At 62.6% G+C, this 19,922-nt stretch carries 15 protein-coding genes and 1 pseudogene; 7 read left to right on the top strand and 9 right to left on the bottom strand.

What is annotated here, in order from left to right; genetic code table 11:
• The first annotated feature begins 86 nt into the window (after window positions 1-86).
• Together CJ178_RS09650 and CJ178_RS32745 are read left to right on the top strand one after the other, a co-directional pair.
• Complete coding sequence (locus tag CJ178_RS09650; protein ID WP_095886601.1) at window positions 87-1,625, top strand: HNH endonuclease signature motif containing protein; 1,539 nt, start codon at window positions 87-89, stop codon at window positions 1,623-1,625.
• A 213-nt stretch (window positions 1,626-1,838) separates the two neighbouring features.
• Entirely contained in the window at window positions 1,839-2,030 is a 192-nt protein-coding gene (locus tag CJ178_RS32745) for a hypothetical protein (RefSeq protein WP_155276672.1), read from the top strand.
• 350 nt (window positions 2,031-2,380) lie between these two features.
• Here the strand turns inward: CJ178_RS32745 and CJ178_RS09640 are convergent, their stop codons facing one another.
• Entirely contained in the window at window positions 2,381-2,917 is a 537-nt protein-coding gene (locus tag CJ178_RS09640) for a hypothetical protein (protein ID WP_033231251.1), read from the bottom strand.
• A 48-nt stretch (window positions 2,918-2,965) separates the two neighbouring features.
• Window positions 2,966-3,676: pseudogene (locus tag CJ178_RS09635) on the bottom strand (oxygenase MpaB family protein); the annotation flags it as partial.
• 82 nt (window positions 3,677-3,758) lie between these two features.
• Here CJ178_RS09635 and CJ178_RS09630 point away from each other — a divergent pair.
• Entirely contained in the window at window positions 3,759-4,328 is a 570-nt protein-coding gene (locus CJ178_RS09630) for a TetR/AcrR family transcriptional regulator (protein ID WP_033231249.1), read from the top strand.
• On the opposite strand, the gene CJ178_RS09625 is transcribed toward CJ178_RS09630, so the two are convergent.
• Both CJ178_RS09625 and CJ178_RS09620 read right to left on the bottom strand, forming a co-directional pair.
• Entirely contained in the window at window positions 4,315-5,106 is a 792-nt protein-coding gene (locus tag CJ178_RS09625) for a DNA-formamidopyrimidine glycosylase family protein (protein ID WP_095886599.1), read from the bottom strand. The genes CJ178_RS09630 and CJ178_RS09625 overlap by 14 nt on opposite strands.
• A gap of 13 nt (window positions 5,107-5,119) precedes the next feature.
• Window positions 5,120-9,640, bottom strand: coding sequence for an ATP-dependent helicase (locus CJ178_RS09620; RefSeq protein ID WP_179300735.1), 4,521 nt, complete (start codon window positions 9,638-9,640; stop codon window positions 5,120-5,122).
• A 117-nt stretch (window positions 9,641-9,757) separates the two neighbouring features.
• On the opposite strand from CJ178_RS09620, the gene CJ178_RS09615 reads away from it, so the two are divergent.
• On the top strand, window positions 9,758-11,089 hold the full coding sequence (locus CJ178_RS09615) for an anaerobic C4-dicarboxylate transporter family protein (RefSeq protein ID WP_095887913.1): 1,332 nt from the start codon (window positions 9,758-9,760) through the stop codon (window positions 11,087-11,089).
• Here the strand turns inward: CJ178_RS09615 and CJ178_RS09610 are convergent.
• The 3 genes from CJ178_RS09610 to CJ178_RS09600 are packed head-to-tail and all read right to left on the bottom strand — an operon-like array spanning window position 11,086 to window position 13,826.
• Window positions 11,086-12,201, bottom strand: coding sequence for an N-formylglutamate amidohydrolase (locus CJ178_RS09610; protein ID WP_257013079.1), 1,116 nt, complete (start codon window positions 12,199-12,201; stop codon window positions 11,086-11,088). The genes CJ178_RS09615 and CJ178_RS09610 overlap by 4 nt on opposite strands.
• 38 nt (window positions 12,202-12,239) lie before the next feature.
• On the bottom strand, window positions 12,240-13,241 hold the full coding sequence (locus CJ178_RS09605) for an acyl-CoA dehydrogenase family protein (RefSeq protein ID WP_095886596.1): 1,002 nt from the start codon (window positions 13,239-13,241) through the stop codon (window positions 12,240-12,242).
• Between the two features lie 21 nt (window positions 13,242-13,262).
• Window positions 13,263-13,826: a helix-turn-helix domain-containing protein gene (locus CJ178_RS09600; RefSeq protein WP_092801277.1), complete on the bottom strand. Its 564-nt coding sequence runs from the start codon at window positions 13,824-13,826 to the stop codon at window positions 13,263-13,265.
• 147 nt (window positions 13,827-13,973) lie between these two features.
• On the opposite strand from CJ178_RS09600, the gene CJ178_RS09595 reads away from it, so the two are divergent.
• From CJ178_RS09595 to CJ178_RS09585, 3 genes are read left to right on the top strand one after another with little or no spacing between them, the layout of a single operon-like run.
• On the top strand, window positions 13,974-15,368 hold the full coding sequence (locus tag CJ178_RS09595) for a uracil-xanthine permease family protein (RefSeq protein WP_095886595.1): 1,395 nt from the start codon (window positions 13,974-13,976) through the stop codon (window positions 15,366-15,368).
• On the top strand, window positions 15,349-16,413 hold the full coding sequence (locus CJ178_RS09590) for an isopenicillin N synthase family dioxygenase (protein WP_095886594.1): 1,065 nt from the start codon (window positions 15,349-15,351) through the stop codon (window positions 16,411-16,413). Before CJ178_RS09595 ends, CJ178_RS09590 begins: the two co-directional genes overlap by 20 nt.
• Complete coding sequence (locus CJ178_RS09585) at window positions 16,410-17,195, top strand: alpha/beta fold hydrolase (protein WP_033231242.1); 786 nt, start codon at window positions 16,410-16,412, stop codon at window positions 17,193-17,195. Before CJ178_RS09590 ends, CJ178_RS09585 begins: the two co-directional genes overlap by 4 nt.
• On the opposite strand, the gene amaB is transcribed toward CJ178_RS09585, so the two are convergent.
• A complete protein-coding gene (gene amaB / locus CJ178_RS09580) occupies window positions 17,146-18,651 on the bottom strand; it encodes an L-piperidine-6-carboxylate dehydrogenase (protein WP_095886593.1) in 1,506 nt (501 codons plus the stop codon). The genes CJ178_RS09585 and amaB overlap by 50 nt on opposite strands.
• The gene (gene hglS, locus CJ178_RS09575; protein WP_095886592.1) at window positions 18,648-19,904 is read right to left on the bottom strand and encodes a 2-oxoadipate dioxygenase/decarboxylase; all 1,257 of its coding nucleotides are present in this window, start codon (window positions 19,902-19,904) and stop codon (window positions 18,648-18,650) included. The genes amaB and hglS overlap by 4 nt, the downstream gene beginning before the upstream one ends.
• Window positions 19,905-19,922 lie beyond the last annotated feature (18 nt).

Raw genomic sequence — 19,922 nt, 5'->3', positions numbered from 1 at the left:
TCGTGGGCATTTTTCACTTATCGGACTTTTCCGACTGATTTCGAGGAGCTCTCGAATTCGAACAGGATTTCGATTACGGTGAGAGCATGTTCGATTCGGGGGTGGGGAGTTTCGGTATCTCAGCGCAGCTGAGTGGTACCGAAACCGATTGCGCCCTCGTCGATTTGATGGCCGAATTGCATTCGTGTGAAGCGATGTTGGTCGAGCGGAAACTGGCGGTGGTGGCGGAGTTTTTCACCCGTCGTAGTGCCGAGCATGTCGAGGGTGGCACGTGGACGTCGTCGGCGCACGAGTTGGCGGAATCCGAGGTCGGTGCGGTCCTGACGATGGGGCGCGCTGCTGCCGGGAAGCTCATCGGGTTGGGTTTTGCGTTGAAGACGCGGTTGCATCGCACACGGGCCGCGATGGCCCGCGGCGAACTCGACTTCTATCGGGTCTCTTTGATCGAGTCCGCGACCGCGAATGTCAGTGACGAGCTGATCGACGAAGTCGAACGCTTGCTGCTCGAGCAGGTGTTGGCTCCACCCGTGGACGGCGGTACCGGGTTGACGGGTCGCCGGTTGACGGCGGCGATCGACCGGATCGTCGCCCGCGTCGATCCGGAAGGGATGCGGGAACGCCGCCGCCGCGCCCTCGCCGACAGGTTTGTCGGAGTCAGCGCCGCCGAGGACGGGATGGCCCGCATCCTCGGCAGCATCCCGGCCGAACAAGCCCGCGCGTTCGACGGCCGATTGCGGGAATTGGCGATGTCGGTGTGCCGCCATGATTCCCGCACGTACGAGCAGCGCCGAGCCGATGCCTTGGGCGCTTTGGTGAGTGGTTCGACGGTGTTGGTGTGTGACTGCGAGCGCGGTGATTGCCCGCAGGACCGCAGTGGCATGATCATCATTCGCCGGCCACTCGTTCATGTCGTGATGCACGAATCCACCTTCGCCGGCAGCGATACTCCCGGCAGCGACGAACCCGCTCACCTCGACGGGTACGGAGTGATCAGCGCCGAGCATGCCCGTGACATCGCGAGAGACGCCCAGGTTCGGGAAGTACGGGTACCGGCAGATGCTGAACCTGAACCGACACCTGAGCCGGCATCGGCGTCTGTGTACTGCCCCGGCGCGGCACTCGATACGTGGCTGCGGGTCATCGCGGGAAGCTGTCAATGGCCGCACTGCGATGCCCCGGCCTGGAACTGCGACCTCGACCACAACGACCCGTTCAACCACACCGACCCCGCCCAGGGTGGCAAGACGGTTGCGTCGAATCTGAGTGCGTTCTGCCGCAACCATCACCGCCTCAAGCACTCCGGGAAGTGGCTGCTCGCCCCGAATCCGGATCGCAGCCTCACCTTGACCTCGCAGACCGGCCATTGCTACCGCACCAGAGCCGCCGGACTACTCGCCAGCCAACAGGAACCACCGCCACCGGAAGGCGGAACCAGACGACGAACACGACTCGAGAACAAAGCCGCCCACATCCGAAGTGAACGCAAACATCGCCGCGTCAAGGTTCAGCACCGAACAGCAAAACACGCCGATCGCAAACGCCGGCAAACGTTCCCGATCTCCACACCCCGAAAGCGCGTGCCCCACAAACCTGTCGACCATGGCGACGACCCACCGCCATTCTGAATTCGCCGCCTCATCTACTAAAAGAGCCGTATCTACTAAAAGAGGTAGACGATTGCGTTGTTACCGCCAGTGCAGGTAACAACTTTCTTTCCGGTGCAACTCATCGAATAGCGAGTATTGGTGACGGGGCTGACAGCGTTGATCGACACTGTCGCATTTCGTTTGCCTTGACTGACGTACTGATACCGAACTTCTTCGGCGAACTCGCATGACGTGGCTTTGCTGCCGGTCGCGGAGTTCGGCAATTCGTTGTTGGAAAACACGGGTCCGCAGCGCGTTGCGTTTGCTGGGACAGCTGTGCCGGACGACGGCGCGGAGGTAGTGGTTCGAGCAGCTGCCGACGTTGTGGTGGGAGAAGATTCTGTGGTGGGTGTAGTTGTTGTAGATGCCGTTGTGTTGAGCTGAGTCGAAGATCGTGCGGATTGATTCGTCTCTGCGTCGAAGAGCATCGGCCGCACCCAGACAAGCCCAACAACCACAACGATCGCAGCTACCCCGGCACCGAGAAGAACCCACACCCACGCCGGTGTTTGTGGTGGCGGTGGATCTTTCGGTGGCTGTGAATCCCGCTGTGGTTGGGAGTCCCACTGTGGTTGAGAATCCCACGGATCTGGCGGTTGTGGGGCGTTCATATCGGCAGGTTCTCCGGATCCGTCATGAAGAGTGAATTGTCTGCGTTATGTATATCGGATCGCGGGGGCGCAGTAGCTATTGTCGGATGGGTGCGATGACGTTCTCATAAAGCACGCGCGAAGTCAGTGAGTCAGCACGATTTTGATGGCGACGATCAACGTCGCTACCGCAGCGAGACCGAACGCCGCGACATGAGTTGCTGTGCCGACTTTTTCGCCGCGGAGATAGCTGATGACGTAACTCGTGGAACCGATACGGAGCACCAACACAAATTCCGCAATCAATTGCGCAGTCCGCGGCTCGAGAAGGTTGAACCAGGCGGTTGCCAGAATGACGATCGGAACCACGGCCGAGGTCAGGATGGGCACGGAATCACGAAGAGCTTCGATTCTCTCCGCAGTCGTGAGTTCTCGATCATTGCGAATACTCTCGCCGACGCCCTCGGCGAAAGTATGCGCGATATACGTCGACAGGGCCGTGCCGATGACGATGGCGACGCCGAGCGATTCCTGAGATTGGGTGACCGGAATCAGAGCGGCCAGAGCCAAGATATTGCCGTACACGTAGGCGGTGGTCCGGGCGGCAATGCGCTCCTGCCCGAGGTGGCGACCGCGGGCGGTAATCGGGCGATTGAGCAGGGTACGTAGGCTCCGCGGCATCGCTTGATTATGGCAGATCAGGCATTTGGGCTGTAGTGCATCGGACTGTCACGGCGCGTTGCGGGAGGCAGGTTGCGGGCCGGTGTGTGAACGAGTGGCGCATCGGGCGCCGTCCTGCCCGTGGCTCGGTCCCAGCCCGCGCGCGCGCTCCACGAGTATCCGAGAAGATCGCGAACCGGCTGGTCGTACATACCGACGGTCAGCCACACAAAGCCTCGTGCGACGGGAATGCGTGGCCTTGTTGTCCTCGAGAATGTTGCGGCACATGTGATCCCAATACTCTTGGAATGCCTCCCACGTTTCGGGGACGGGCCGCATGCTCATGCCGTAGAGGCGATACCACTGGATGTGCTCGGTGAAGAGTTGCCGTTTCTGTGCTTCGGTGAGGCCGCCGGAAAAGTTCTCCGCCGTCACGATTGTGCCCATGAAGAAGGTCGCGTGTGCCCAGTAGAAGGTGTCCGGGTCGAGGGCGTGGTAGCGCCGACCCAGCTTGTCGACGCCCTTGATCGTGGTGTGGTAGCCGCGTACCTGTTCAGCGGTTTCCTGGGCTCTGTCGCCGTCGAAGACAACTCCGGCGATGGGGTAGAGCGATCGGTAGAGGCGTTCCCAGCGCTCGTCGAAGAACTGCGAATGCTCCTCGACGCCGGCCCCGAGTCCTGGATGCATGTTCTGCATAGAACCTGCCCACACGCCCTGAAGCATGCCTCGCCAATCGCCGAAATACTTCCAGGTCAAGGAATCGGGCCCAAGCGGTGTTGGTGTGGGTACGTCATCACTTTGACTACGCATGTTGTCAGATTAGGATCGACAACATCAGTAGTCAAGGAATCGGAGCAGGGTAGTGGGTATCGAGGAACGGCGTGCAGCACGGAAGGCAGCGCTGTTCGATGTCGGCGTGACACTACTGGGCGCAGTGGACGGTCCTGCCGTCAATGTCCGGGCAGTATGTAAGGCTGCGGGACTGACGGAACGGTACTTCTACGAGAGCTTCACCGATCGCGATCAGTACGTGGTGTCGGTCCACTCATATGTTTCGGAGCGCGCCCAAACCGCACTCGCGGCAGCAGTAGCTACAGAGTCCGGATCCGAAGCGATTGCCACCGCAGCGGTTGACACGTTCGTGAAGTTGATGGTCGACGATCCCGCGATGGGTAGAGTGCTGTTGATCGCTCCGCTCTCCGAACCGGTGCTCGGAGGCCGCGGAATCGAATCGATGCCGGCTTTTGTGGACCTCGTCTATGCACAGCTCTCCGAAATCACTGATCCGGTGGAGAAGCAGCTGACCGCGGTGGGATTGGTGGGTGCACTGTTCACCCTGTTCATCGGATACCTCGACGGCACAATCGACGTAAGCCGCGATCGCTTTGTCGCGCACTGCGTCCGTTTGTTGACAAAAGCTAATCGCGCGTAAGCGGTTGGCAGGAAGGGCAGAAGAATATCTGTCGTTCGGTGAGCTGGTCGGGTCCGAGCAGTTCCTCGCGGATTCGCGTTCCGCAACGCCGACATGGCTTTCCGCGGCGGCCGTACACCCACGTCTGCCTGCCGGGACGAGTATCGCCTGTGGTCACCCGAACGGGACGTGATTTGTTGGCACCGATAATGCGGTGCGACAGATCGACGACGGCCGCGAGATCCGGAACCCGGTTTGTCGGTGTGCGTGGATGAAGCCCACGGAGAAAACAGATTTCATTGCGATACACATTGCCGAGTCCAGCCATGACCCGTTGGTCGAGAAGCGCAACGCCGATCGGTTCGGAGCCCGCGCCGCGCAGATTTTCCTCCACAACCGCACTGTCCCAATCCGGGCCGAGGAGATCCGGTCCAAGATGTCCGACGACGGAGTCTTCCTGGCCGCGATCGAGGATTTCGGTGATGCCGAGCGAAAACCCCACGGCAACAGCATCTTCGGTCGCCAGGATAATGCGCGCCTGATGGGCGGGGCGATGCCACCGCGCACCTGGTGCGTAGATCTGCCACGCGCCTTCCATCTTCAGGTGGGTGTGGACGGAGGCGTCGCCGACTCGGATCAACAGGTGCTTTCCTCGGCTGACTACGGAGTCGACTCGTGTGCCGGTCAGATTGACGGTGGCATATCGCGGGACACGCACGTCGCACGTGGTGAGTACCTTGCCGTTCAGTGCCGTGCGAAGTGCATTGGCCGTCCGCCAGACGGTATCGCCTTCGGGCATCAGTGAGCACCCTTCACGATCTCAGCCTGAAGCCGCGTGGGGTGGCGGCAAAACCGGCTTCGACCAAGACCGGCGCAAAGTTGTTGCCGTGGATGGTTTCGCCGTTCACCTTCTCGACGACGATCTTCTCGACTGATCGGTTCTTCACTATCTGGGCCAGAGACGTTGCTGCCGTTCGGAGTACGCCGGGGTCGTCGGTGAACGTCAGGATGGTTCGACCACCACGTTCGACATAGAGCACCAGTTCTCCCTCGACGAGAACGACCAGCGCGCCGGCCTTCCGCCCGGGTCGGTGTCCGGGTGATTCTTCGGCGTTCGATGCCGGCCACGGGAGCGCCGCTCCATACGGATTGGCGGGGTCGCACGCAGCAAGGGTGACGGTGGCAGAAGGGGTATGGCGACCCTCGATGGATTCCCCGAACGTGCGCAGACGATCCACGACCGCAGGCGTGGAGAACTGCGCGCCGCCCAACGTATCGACGAAGTAGCCGCGCCTTGCCCGGCCGTTGTCCTCGAAAGTACTGAGCACCTTGTAGATCAACGCAAATCCGCCGGGGACGTTCTCACTCACCACGCTGCCGCGGGTGACAACTCCGTAGCGTTCGAGCAGGAGGTCCGCAGTCGCGTGTGCCCGCACCGTTGGATCGGGTTCGGCAGCCGGTAGCAGAAACCAGCGTCCGGCGGCGGTGGCCGGTCCGGTGCGCGCGGGCACCGGCGGACGCATCATTCCTCGATACGGACGGGCCCGCGGAACACGCCTCGGAGCGCGGTGGCTGGTTGTGGTTCGAGTGGTGTCGGATAGCAGAGCACGAAGTGGAGCAAGGGTGTCGTTGCCGATGTGTCCGAGCCACACCAATTCCCACAGTGCGGTCGTGAGCGCGCCGTCTTCCGGATTGTCGAGTGCTTCGGCCAATTGACGGAAGAAGTAGGCGCCACCAGCGGTCAGGACGTCGAGGGCTTGCTGCTGCAAGTCCGAGACATCGGTGTCCGCAGGTGGATTGAGAGTCGCCGGGGCAAGATCCGCCGGATGCAGGACAACCCAACCGTCCTTGGCCGAGATGGCTCCGGACCCAGACCACAGGACTTCGCCGGTCGAAGTCAGTTCGTCGAGCATGGCCGGTGAATAGTCAGGGATTCGACTCGGCAGGATCAGCGATTCGAGCGCCGACGCCGGAATCGGAACTCCGGCAAGCTGATCGACGACGGCGGCAACGCCGTCGATACCGCGGAGAGTGCCGCCGACATGCTGCCAGCTGGGGAGGAAGCGGCCCAGAGTGGCGGTGCTGACGGGTTCCACATCCGCCCGGGCAGCAGCGAGTGAGCGTCGACGCAATCGCCGGAGAACCTCGGCGTCGCACCATTCGCTCCCAGCCGATCCGGGGCGGAATTCACCCTCGAGTACCCGCTTCTCCAAGGCAAGACGGCCGAGAACATCGCGAGCCACCGATACGCCGATGCCGAATCTGGCGGCCGCGTCGGCGAGCGTGAAAGGTCCGTGCGTGCGCGCATAGCGGCTCAACAAGTCCTCGAGCGGCTGATCCACCGGTTCGATGAATGCGGCGGGCACGCCGATGGGTAGGGGTACGCCGAGGCCGTCGCGCAAGCGGGCGGAGTCTTCGATTGCAGTCCACCATTGTTGCCCGGCAAACGAAACATGTAGGGCGCGTTTGTCCGTCACCAGGGTGTCGAGCCACGATCGCGGATCTTCGAGGGAACGCGCGGTCACCTCCGCCGTCGTGAGTGGGCCGAGCATGCGCAGCAGATCAGCAACACCCTCGAGGTCTTTTGCCTTGCGCTCCGGCACCAGTCGTTGCAGCTCGCGCTCGGCTTGCTCGATGACACCGCCGTCGAGCAGTTCCCGCAATTCGACGCGGCCCAACAGTTCGGCGAGCAGTGTGGAGTCGAGAGACAGTGCTGCCGCCCGTCTTTCAGCGAGCGGGCTGTCACCCTCGTACATGAAGGCGCCGACGTAGCTGAACAGCAGCGCACTGGCAAACGGGGATGGTGATGCCGTCTCGACATCAACGATGCGGATCTGGCGTTTGGCGATCTTGCCGAGTAATTCCATGAGCGCCGGCAGGTCGTAGACGTCCTGGAGACATTCGCGCACGGTCTCGAGCAGGATGGGGAACGTGGGGAACTTGCGTGCCACGTCCAGGAGCTGGGCGCTGCGTTGACGCTGCTGCCACAGCGGCGCACGCTTGCCGGGATTTCGGCGGGGAAGAAGCAGTGCGCGAGCGGCACATTCACGAAACCGTGAGGCAAACAGTGCAGACCCGCCAACCTCCTGGGTGACCAGATCTTCGATGTCCTCGACATCGAACGCAAAGAGTTCGGCGCCGGGAGGGTCGTTCTCGGTATCAGGTAGACGGATGATGATGCCGTCGTCGGAGGCAGTGGGGCTGGAATCCACGCCGTACCGTTCCTGCAGCCGGGCGCCGATGGCAAGTGCCCACGGAGCGTGCACTCGCTGGCCGTACGGGGAGTGCAGGACCAGACGCCAATCGCCGAGTTCGTCGCGGAAGCGTTCGACCACCAACGTTCGATCCGACGGTACCTGCCCGGTCGCGTTCTTCTGTTCGCCCACCAGCTGGATCAGGTTGGTGGTGGCGTTGTGGTCCAGGCCGCCGATGCGGCAGCGCTCGATCACGTCGGCCTCGTTGCCGAGCGCTGTTTCACGGACGAACTGACCGAGAGCCTGGCCGAGTTCCGCTGGGCGCCCAAGACCGTCGCCGTGCCAGAACGGGAGGCGCCCCGGTTGTCCGTAGGCGGGGCTGACCAGAACGCGGTCGAACGTGATTTCCTCGATCCGCCAGCTGGTCGCGCCCAGGGCGAACACGTCGCCGACTCGGGATTCGTAGACCATTTCCTCGTCGAGTTCGCCGACTCGGGAGGCTTTTTCGCCGACCATGTAGACAGTGAAAAGGCCGCGGTCGGGGATTGCGCCGCCCGAAGTGACAGCCAGACGCTGAGCCCCCGGGCGTCCGGTGAGTGTGTTGGCCTCGCGATCCCACACCAGGCGTGGACGCAGTTCGGCAAACTCGTCCGAGGGGTACCGACCTGCCAGCAGATCGAGGGTGGACTCGTACGCGGAGCGGGGAAGTGTTGCAAACGAACCACTTCGGCGGACAGTGTCGAACCAGTCGTCGACGTCGATCGGCGCGAGTGCCGTTGCGGCCACCGTCTGCTGGGCCAGAATGTCGAGCGGATTGGCAGGAACGGCCATCGCTTCGATCTTGCCTTCGACCATGCGCTCGACGGTGACGGCGCAGTGAATGAGATCGGTTCGATGTTTCGGAAACACCACGCCTCGGGAGATTTCGCCGACCTGGTGTCCGGCCCGGCCGACGCGTTGGAGTCCGCTCGCAACCGATGGCGGCGCCTCGACTTGGATAACCAGATCAACTGCGCCCATGTCGATTCCGAGTTCGAGGCTGCTTGTCGCGACGACGCACCGCAGTCGCCCGGATTTCAGGTCGTCTTCGATGATGGCGCGCTGATCCTTGCTGACCGAGCCGTGGTGGGCGCGCGCGAGCAGTGGTTCGGCACCGAAATTGACTTCGGTGGGTGTGCCGATTTGTGACGGCGGCTTCGGCATTTTTTCGACCACAACACCGGTGCGTTCGGCGTGGATTTCGTTGAGCCGAGCCGTCAACCGCTCGGCGAGACGCCTGGAGTTGGCGAACACTATGGACGAGCGGTGTTCGAGAACAAGATCGACTATCTGCTCTTCGACGTGCGGCCAGATGGAGCCCGCTTGGGGCGTCGGAGATTCTGATCCGTCTGCCGGTGTTGCGATGCCCAGTTCGGTCATGTCCTCCACGGGAACGCGGACGGTGAGGTCGAAGGTCTTGGCGGCCGGCGGCGCGACGATCCTGATGGGCGCGGACCCGGAAAGGAACCGCCCGACTTCTTCGTGGGGGCGGACGGTAGCGGACAAACCGATGCGCTGCGCGGGCGACTCGAGAAGTGCGTCGAGACGCTCCAGCGAGAGTGCGAGATGCGAGCCGCGTTTGGTCCCGGCCACGGCGTGGACCTCGTCGACGATGACGGTGTCGACCCCGGCCAACGTCTCGCGGGCGGCGGAGGTGAGCATCAGGAACAGAGATTCCGGGGTAGTGATCAGGATGTCCGGCGGCCTTTTGATCAACGAGCGTCGATCGGCGGGGGAGGTGTCACCGGAGCGGACGCCGACCGTGATCTCGGGCGGAGTGAGACCGAGGCGTTTGGCGGTTTGAGTGATGCCGACGAGCGGAGCGCGGAGGTTGCGTTCGACATCCACGCCGAGTGCCTTGAGCGGTGAGATGTACAGGACCTTGGTGGTGCGGTGACTCTCGTCCCGCGAAGCCAACTGATCGAGTGCCCACAGAAAAGCGGACAGCGTCTTGCCGGAACCGGTAGGCGCAACGACGAGGGTGTGCGCGCCGCTTGCTATGGATTCCCACGCGCCGAGTTGAGCCGGTGTTGGGGCGCTGAAGGCACCGTCGAACCATTCTCGTGTCGCGGGCGAGAACTTTTCGAGGACGTCGGTCACGTATCCATAGTGCACCTGCCCACCGACAGCGTGTTCAAACCTGCTGAAGACGTCGGCGGCATTATATTTTTCTCTAATCAGGACGGTTTGGCTGTTTTTCGAGAAGGCGAGTGCCAGATGGAAGCTGTAATTATTGCTCTCGAGCTCGTAGTGGTGCTCGGGGCAATCGTCATGGGCACTCGATCGAGTGGTGTTGCACTCGGTCTGTGGGGCGGTGCCGGCGTCGCCGTCCTTGTGTTCGTGTTCGGCGAGGACGTAGGAGCGCCGCCGGTCGATGCCCTCCTGATCGTGCTGTCCGTCGTGCTGGCGTCGTCGATGATGCAGGCAGCCGGTGGCATCGACTGGATGGTCACCATCGCGGCAAAACTGATCGAATCCAGGCCCAAACAGATCACGTTGATTGCGCCGTTGGTGTCGTTCCTCTTCTCGGTCGGCGCCGGAACGTCCAACATTCTGTATCCGCTGCTGCCCGTGATTTACGACGTGTCGTACAAGAACGGGGTGCGTCCGTCACGGCCGCTGTCGCTGTCCGTCGTCTCGACCGGTGTTGCGCTGGCGTGTAGCCCGGTATCGGCGGCCATGGCGGCGATGGTGACGTTGACCGATGTGTCGCCGTACGATTTCGAGCTCATCGACATCATCAAGATCACCTTCCCGGCAGCGGTGATCGGCATCATCATCTCGTCGTTCGCTGTGAATCGCCTCGGCAAGGAACTGGCCGACGATCCCGACGTGCAGGCAAAGCTGAAGTCCGGAGAGCTAGCCGGCCCCGGCGCTGCGGCCACCACCGAACTGGTCTCGACGAAGACCGGTCGCAACGCAGCGCTGATCTTCCTCGCAGGTGTTCTGGCGATCGTGATCTTCGGACTCTTCAAGGGAATTCGACCCGAGGCAGCCGACGGCTCGCCGCTGGGAATGACCCCGATCATCGAGATGCTGATGTTCCTGGTCGGCACTCTCATCCTGCTCGTGTGCAAGCCCAATGTGGCCGACGTTCCGACCTCGACGGTGTTCCGCGCCGGTATGGTCTCGGCGATTGCGCTGTTCGGTCTCGCGTGGCTCACCGATACGTTTATCAGCGCTCACTTGGAGCTGATCACCAGCACCGTCGGCGACTTGGTCAGTGCCGCGCCGTGGATCTTTGCGCTCGGTGTCTTCCTGGTGTGTGTGCTCACCACCAGCCAGTCGACCGCCACCAGAACCATCGTGCCGATCGGGCTTGCGGCCGGTATCGCCCCCGGACTGCTGACCGGTATGTGGGCCGGAGCGTTTGCCGGTATCTACCTGTTGCCGACAAACGGTTCGCAGATCGCGGCCGCGAACTTCGACCTCTCCGGCAGCACGAAGCTCGGTACCAAGCTCGTGGACCACTCGTTCTTCCTGCCGACGATAATCCTGGCGGTGACCACGATTACCGCCGGCGCGATATTCGGAGTGCTACTCGGCTAGCTGTCTCGGTAGTGGTCCCAGCTCGCCTTGCATGCGCGGGCGAGCTGGTCCACCCGCTCCGGATCAGAGCTCGGCCAGTCGACGCCGGGTTCCATGATGTGCGCGGCGAGGGCATCGCCGAGAAGGAACTCGCGTTTGAACTCCGCCTGCACGGCGCTGAGTGTGATGCCGGCAGCATCCGCGCGTGCTGACTGCTCGGCGAATCGCGCACCCGCTGTGATGATTTCGAAGCTGCCGAGATACGGCTGGTTAAGGGCGACAGCGTCCGGATCGTCGACCTGAAATCCCTTGCGATGTGCTGCCGCGAGAGTTCGAATGAGTTCGGGGTCCATCGTCACGGGATTGTCGCCACGTCGATTGCCGTCGTGATCACCGCGATTGGACAGTGCCACGACGTCAGGCAGCCGATCCTCCTCGGGGCGAAGTACATTGACCGCACCGTCGCGTCGCGTCGTGTGGTTCATCGTGTCGTGGAACGAGAGTGTCGTGAACGATCGCCGCACCTCGAAACTCTTCTCCACCATTTTCTCGACCAGAGAATCACGCGTGCGCTCGTACACGCCGAGTCCGCGATCTGCTGTCTCGGTGAACGTGTCGGCCAGGCGCTTCCACCCGGCGTCGTCGGTTGGTTCCAGCAGCAACGGGTAGAAGGAGAACGTGACCGGGCGGACGGCGTCTACGCCCGTGAGGTCCACCTTGTTGCCCGCCCCGGCCTGGTGAACACGTGCAAATGCTTCGCGCAGTGAAGCTTCCAGGTTTTCGGGCTTGGCGCGGTTTGGATCGCGGATCATGCGCGGATGAGGATTTTCGACGTACACGATGCGCGGATCGATCTCGGCCCACCGACGCACGATCGCGCTGGTCGACATGTCGGTGAAATCGAACTGTAGGCGCCTCGTGAACTCGGGTGCCAGAAACTCGGCAAGCTCTTCCGGGATGGCTGAACCCGAATGAGGGCAGCTCACAAGAAGATCGGCGCCCGCGATCGCGTCGTCGAGTGTGCGTGATTCACGATCGGCATAGAACGTCAGATCGTCGGAAATGAAGCTGGTTCCGGCCGGAATGAGTACAGGTGCACCGTTGTTCGTGACACTGTTCATAACACTGTTCATGGCACCGAGCGTAATCCAGGGCAGCGGGGTGCACTCGGCTAATCGCGCAGTCGCTCGACCAGAGCAGTCTTGATTCCAGGGCGGGTGGCGGCTACCAGTGTGAACGTGGCTTCACGCATCAGACGCTCGGCCGTGTTGCTGCCCACCAGCGAGCGCGAGCCGGTAGCCGTGACGAAAGCCGCCGCAACCCGGACTGCGAGTTCGGAGGCCACGGCGCGGGCGGCAGACATGTCGGCGTTGCCCGCCACAGCGCTGTCGAGGTGTTCACGCGCCAGTTCGGCTTGGCTTTGGAACGGTTCCGTATCGACTCCGAGATCCGCCAACTCTGCCATTGCGCGCCGCGCGACCCCCATCGCCATGGCTCCGTTGAACCACAGGCCGGGCAGTTGAGTGTTCTGGAATTGCTGATCGTCGACAACTGCAGTGACATGGGCATCGGGGATGGAAAAACCGTCGAAAGCTATTCGGACGGTGTTGCTTCCGCGAGCAGCGATAAGGGGGAGTTCCTCGACGGACAGGCCAGGCGCGTCGGTAGCCTTGACCACCGAGTGGACGATGGAATTGTCGAATTCGTCCCGCGCCGACACGAGAAGAACGTCGACGATTCCCCAGCCGGTGACAAAGGGGGCTATCCCGTCGAGGACGTATCCGTGATCGACCCGGCGTGCCCACAGCAGGGGAGGGCGCGGGATGGCGCCGGCGTAGGCGACACCGCCCTGCAGTTCTCCGCTGACGAGGCCGTCCCAGTACTGCTCAGTCAGTGCAGTGTTGGTGGTCGATGCCAAGGCGCCGACGACGCCGTGATGCTGCATCCAGGTGAATGCAGTCGCGAGGCAACCGCCGCACAGTGTTTCGACAACCTCGACAAGTTCGGCCGCCGAAGGTCCTTCCTCGCCGAGCGCGGCCAGGCCGTAGAACCCGTCGGCGGCGAGGGCGTCGAAATGACTGCTCGGAATTTCACCGTCCGCGTCAACGCTGTCGGCAACGGGGAACAGAACGGTATCGGCGATCTCGCGCGCAAGTTCCGGCCACATGGTCACCGCTTCAGGGTATGCGGTGTGTCAGAAGGACGGGGGAGAACTCACGATCAGGAACCGGGCAATTCGATCGGTTCGGTTGAACCATCGGTGGGGAATGGTCGCCGCGTACAACAATGTGTCCCCGACATTCAGCCGATGCCGTTCGTCCAGGCCCACTTCGACATCGACAGTTCCCTCGAGAACGTGAATGAATTCCTCGCCGGCGTGTTCAGTGTGTTCACCGGCTTCGCTGTGCGGCCCGGCCGTGATTTCGTTCGGTTCCATGGTGTGTGACCCGGTGGAACAGAACCGGATCGAGGAATCGTGGGCGAGTTCGAACTTCCGGCCCTCGTGTGCCCGCACCAGACTCGACGGCGTGCGCTCACCTTGGGCGAGTAGCGCATGAGCGGTAGTACCAAGCGATTGTGCGAGTCGGTGCAGATTCATCACACTCGGCACTGCGCGACCGTTTTCGGTCTGACTCAGAAACGGCTGTGAGAGACCGGATTTCAGTGCAACCTCACGCATGGTCAATCCGGCTTCCTTGCGCGCGTTGCGCACTGCGATGCCGATTGCCGTTGCGATCGCCACTTGGTCGTCGTCCATGTGCTGAACATAGCAGTGCGGAGGCGGCGCATCCGAGCGGAGAATTTCATTACATGCGCGAAACAAAATTGACCACAGCAAGAAATTATCGACGTGCTCAATAGGGAAGTACACAAAACACTCCCAGCTACGGACGGAGATCGGCGCATGGCCATCCATCCAGTCGACGAGCGGTTGCCCTTTGCCCGCCAGTCAGCTTTTGCTCTTCAGCACGTCCTGATCATGTACACAGGCTGCATCACGGTACCGCTGGTGTTCGGTGCGGCCGTGGGCCTGGACCGTAGCACCGTTGCACTGCTGATCAGCGCCGATCTGCTTGTTGCCGGCATCATCACCATCATTCAGAGCCTGGGCGTGGGGAAGGTTGCGGGCGTACGACTTCCGATCGTCTGCGGCGCCACATTCGCCGGCCTGACACCGATGATTCTCATCGCCCAGGAATACGGATTGCAGGCGGTCTACGGCTCCATGCTGGTCGGCGGTGTGGTCGGAATCGCGCTGGCAGTGCCGTTTGCCAAGATCGTCCGCTACTTCCCGCCGCTCGTCACCGGAGTGGTCCTGACCGTGATCGGTATCTCGCTGATCGGCGTCGCCGGTGGCCTGATCGTCGGAAACGACCCCACCGCACCGTCGTTCGCAGATCCCAAGAACCTCGCGCTGGCCGCCGCGGTTGTTACGATCGCGGTCGGTTTCATCTGCCTCGGGCGCGGAATGTGGACTCAGCTGGGAGTCCTGATCGCGCTGGTCATCGGTACCGCGATCGCCATTCCGATGGGCTTGATCGACCTCGGTGGTGTATCCGGTTCCGCGTGGGTCGGCATTCCCATGCCCTTCCATTTCGGAGCACCTGAGTTCCCGGTCACCGCAGTGGTGGCCATGAGCATCGTGATGGCAGTCGTGTTCGCAGAATCGACCGCCAGCATGTTGGCAGTCAGTGAGATCACCGGAAAGCCCTTGAAGAAGGCTGATTTGGCGCGTGGCCTGGTGGCCGACGGTCTGTCCGGAGTGCTCGGCGGTATCTTCAACGCCTTTGTCGACACCGTGTTCTCGCAGAATGTCGGCGCCGTCGCGACTACCCGCGTGTACAGCCGATACGTCACCGCTACCAGTGGCGCCATCCTCATCGTTCTCGGACTGATCCCCCGAATGGGTGAAGTTGTTGCAGCACTGCCTGATCCGGTGGTGGGCGGCGTCGGCATCATCCTGTTCTCCACGGTTGCCGTCGTCGGCATCAACACACTCCGCAAGGTCGATCTCAGCGATCCGATCAATACGACCATTGCCGCGGTATCCGTCGGAATCGGTCTCCTTCCGGAGTTCGCGGAAGGAATGTTCGAGCGGTTCCCGTCGTCTGCGCAGATCCTGCTGGGTAGTGGAATCACCCTGGCCGCGGCGTCCGCCTTCACGCTCAACTTGCTGTTCAACCACACCCGACTCGGCGAACTCGCCCGCAGTTCGCGCGAGAGCCTTCCCGAATCACCTGCAGTCGCACAATCCCCAGTCACACCGACAGGAGACGCCCATGTCACAGTTACCGCCTGAGTCCTTCGAAGTCCCCGTCATCGACATCTCCCCGTACGTTCTCGGCGGTTCGCCGCAGGAGCAGGCCAGAGTTGCCGCCGAGATCGACGATGCCTGCAGCAGAGTGGGATTCATCCAGATCCGGGGTCATGGAATTCCTGCGGAAGTGGCGGGAGGTCTCGCCGGCGCGATGGACGATTTCTTTGCACTGCCGATGGAGGCGAAGAACGAGTACCGCGTTGCCGGAGCCAACCGCGGGTACAGCCCACCCAAGAGTGAATCGCTGAGCCTGAGTCTCGGCGTGGAATCCGCGACCCGGATGAACGATTTTTTCGAGGCGTTCAACATCGGCATCGAAGCTCGGTCGTTCACCGATCTTGATCTCTCCGAAGCGGATTACGGTATCAACGTGTGGCCGGACGTCGAGAAATTCCGGGCCAGGATCGAGTCGTACTACACACACGCAGCACGGGTAGCTCGCACGCTGACCACTATCTTCGACGATGCGCTGGGGCTGACGCCGGGGTTCTTCGACTCGATCACCGATCACTCGATCGACGTGCTGAGAATGAACAACTACGCGTTGCCCGAGGGAACCGTGACGCTGGACGGCGAGCTCAAGGGGATGGGCGAACACACCGACTTCGGGCTGGTCACCGTCCTGTGGGCCGATCAGGTCGAGGGGCTCCAGGTACTCGGAAGTGACCAACGGTGGCACGACGTGTGGCCTGAAGACGATGCGCTACTGGTCAATCTCGGCGATCTGACGGCCCAGTTGACCAACGACCGCTGGATGTCGACGCTGCACCGCGTGGCACCTCCCGTGGTGAACGGCACCATCAAGCGGCGTCGTTCCGCCGCATTTTTCCACGACGGAAACGTCGATGCCGTGATCGAAACGCTGCCGAGTTTCTTCGACGAGTCCGGACTGGCGTACGAACCTGTCTCCGTCCGGGATCACATCAAAGCCAAGCTGGCCGGATCGCGGCAGGGCAAGTCCAACACCGCGGCCGGGCGCGAAGCCGAGCGGGTTCGCGTCGCAGCGCAGCTGGAGGCAACGTCGTGACTGCCAGGAATCTTGTTCTGGTCCACGGTGCCTGGGCCGGAGGCTGGGTCTGGGATTCGATGCTGGAACCACTGCGAGCGGCGGGGTTCAACCCGGTAGTCGTTGACCTTCCCGGGGCCGGCGTCCTCGATCGGGACACTGTCGTAGACCTAAGTGCCGTGACCGATCACGTTGTAGCGGTGCTCGATTCGCTGGACGGTCCGGCTGTGCTGGTAGGCCACTCGGGTGGTGGCATCGTGGTGTCGCAGGTTGCCGAGCGAGTTCCCGCTGCGGTCGCGGGAATCGTGTATGTCGCCGGGATGATGCTGCCGTCGGGTATGGACTTCGGAATGCTGTGCAACGAAGTGGAATTACCGGCGCCCGTCGGGATCTCGCGATGGGTGGTCAGCTCGGATGACGGGTTTTCGAGTGTGGTCCCACCCGAAGCCGGTGCAGCGGTGTTCTTCCACGAGGCCCCGGTAGCCGACGCGATCGCTGCGGCACGCCAACTTGTGCCACAACAGGAAACTGCACGACTGATGGCACCGACAATCACCCCCGAGCGATTCGGTACGGTTCCGCGCCTATACGTCGAATGCACCTTGGACCGTACAGTTCCGATCGAGACGCAGCGAGGAATGCAGCAGCGAGTGCCTGGGGCCAACGTGGTGAGTCTCGAGACCGATCACGCTCCGCAATTGTCCGCGCGCACCGAATTGGTCACCGCGATCGCCGAATTTGCCGCAGATGCCCTCAGCCGAACTCGACGCCTTGAGCCAGCGGTAGTTGGTCCGAGTAGTTGATCGTGTTGGTTGCGCGGCGCATGTACGCCTTCCACGCATCGGAACCCGATTCGCGCCCGCCGCCGGTGTCCTTCTCGCCGCCGAACGCGCCGCCGATCTCTGCGCCCGACGTGCCGATGTTGACGTTGGCAATACCGCAGTCGGAACCGTCGGCTGCGAGAAACCGTTCGGCTTCCCGCTGATCGAGTGTGAAGATCGAGGATGAAAGACCCTGCGGCACAGCATTGTGGAGTGCGATGGCATCGTCGAACTCGTTGTAGGTGACAACGTAGAGGATGGGTGCAAAGGTCTCGGTGTGCATGATCTCGCTTTGTTTCGGCATCCGGACCAGCGCCGGGCGCACGTAGCAACCGGTGTCGCCGACCCGCTCACCGCCGCAGACGACGGTGCCGCCGCTCGACTGCGCGGCGGTGAGCGCGGACTGCATCGCCTCGAGTGCGGCGTCGTTGATCAGCGGACCGACCAGGACGCCGTCGTCGAACGGGTTGCCTACCTGTAGTTGTGCGTAGGCGGCAGAGATTCTTGCGACCAGCTCGTCGGCTATCGATTCGTGAACGATCAACCGGCGCAGCGATGTACACCGCTGCCCCGCAGTTCCGGCCGCTGAGAAGACAATTCCGCGGACTGCCAGATCAAGATCCGCGGACGGGGTGACAACGGCGCCGTTGTTTCCGCCCAGTTCGAGGAGGCTTCGTCCGAACCTCGCCGCCACTCGCGGCGCAACCTCGCGTCCCATGCGAACCGACCCGGTGGCACTCACCAGCGCGACCTGCGGATTGTCCACCAGTGCCGCACCCACGTCGCGTCCACCGATCACCAGTTGATGAACGCCTCGAGGGGCGTCGCAATCGGCGAGGGCGCGGCGAAGGAGGGTATGGCAGGCCAGCGCGGTCAGAGGTGTGGTCTCGGACGGCTTCCAGACCACCGTGTCTCCGCACACCAGAGCGATCGCGGTGTTCCACGACCACACCGCGACCGGGAAGTTGAAGGCCGAGATGACACCGACAACACCGATCGGATGCCACGTCTCCATCAGTCTGTGTCCTGGCCGTTCCGAAGGCATGGTCCGCCCGTAGAGTTGGCGCGAGAGACCAACCGCGAATTCGCAGATGTCGATCATTTCCTGGACCTCGCCGAGTGCTTCCGACGAGATCTTGCCGGCCTCGAGCGTGACCAGTTCCGCGAGATCCGTTTTGTGCTCGCTCAGGAGTCGGCCGAGTTGCCGCACGACGGCGCCGCGGATCGGCGCAGGAACCGTGCGCCAGTCACCGAACGCGTCGTGTGCTGCGGCAACCGCGCCGTTGACATCGTCAGCGGAATGTTGTTCCAGAGTGCGAATTTCGGTTCCGGTAATCGGTGTGCGAGCCGTCAGGTTGCCGGTGGGCCACTCGGCTCCGCAGCGAGCAAGCGCGGAGTGGGCGCGCTCGGCGAGAGCGGAAGGATCGGGAAGGTTCACGGGTGAGTCCTTTCGCGGGAGGCGTCCTGCTGCGTGCGGTACAACTCGAAAGGGTCGAGGATGGGGTGTCCGATGGCACCCTCGAGTCGATCCTGCCCGTAATCGGCGCTGTCCGCATCGGAAACGAATCCACCGGGCGAATCGACGTTCGACGCAAAGATCCCAGCGGCGGACGCCGGCAGGAAGTCTTCGTAGACGATGGGCTCGCGAATTATCCTCGAACCGTCACGTCGGTAGGTGAAATACGCCAGGTCGGCGTCGGCAAGGCCGTCCTCCGTGGATGGAAACGCTTCTTCCCATACCGCCGTGTCCGGGGAGGAGATCAGAGCGTCGTAGATCTCGCGGCCCTTGCGGGTCAGCGCTATGCCGCGGGCCTCGACTTCACCGAAGCGCACGCGGACGGGGACATCGTGCACCGAACCATCCGGCTCGCGGAACGGGCGGTTCTCGGCCAACGCCCGAAACGAGGTCTGCCGCAGCAGGAGTGGTGGACCACCCCATCGCGGTGGACCCTGAATCCGGTCGATCATGGTGATGCCGCGTTCGGTCATGCGGCGGTACAGATCGTCGATGTCGAGTACCCGCGGGGTGAGATGGTTGAGGTGGGTCGACCTTTGGCCTGCGATGTCCGCGGCCACCGGGGAGATGTGCGCAAGTTCTCGATACCAGGGCGCGTCGATCGGCTCGGTTCCGAGGTGAAAAGCGCGGGTGGCGGCGTCGACGAAGTGTGTCGCCTGCGGCTCCGGCAACCCGTTGTCGCGGTGCGCCGCCGCGGCCAGGCGAAGCAGGTCGGGGGAGAAGAGAGATCGCGTACCCAGATATGCGGCGATTCTGCGCTGAAGATCGGCCGTGAAGAAGCGCTTGTCTCCGGTAGTGAGAACCGAAGTGAAGACGCGGAATGGGTTCAGCGCGAGTTCCCCCGGATCGGTAGGACGGAATGCGGTAGAGACCACGGGAACAGGGGGATCGGTGAGCCGCAGATCGTAGAACCCGACCGCCGACATCCCGAGGGCGCCGAAGATCGTCGCGACGTCGCGCAGTTCGCCGAGAGTGCCCAGCCGGATCGCACCGTGCCTTTCCGCACTGATCCGGCCCAGGGTTCCCCAGCGTTCCGAGCCCGGACGGGTGGCCGTGTAATCCCGATTGACCTGCAGTGTCACGTCAACCAGCGTGTTGTACGCTGGAACCTCGTTCCCGTACATCCGCGACAGTTCGGCGGCAAACCGAGAACGTAACTGCCACTTTTCAAGCATGTGTATGTCCGGTTACGT

Source organism: Rhodococcus sp. ACPA4, from assembly GCF_002300185.1.
Lineage (GTDB): Bacteria > Actinomycetota > Actinomycetes > Mycobacteriales > Mycobacteriaceae > Rhodococcus_F > Rhodococcus_F globerula.
The sequence above is the reverse complement of the archived record's forward strand: the minus strand, read 5'-3'. Positions and strand labels throughout refer to the sequence as shown.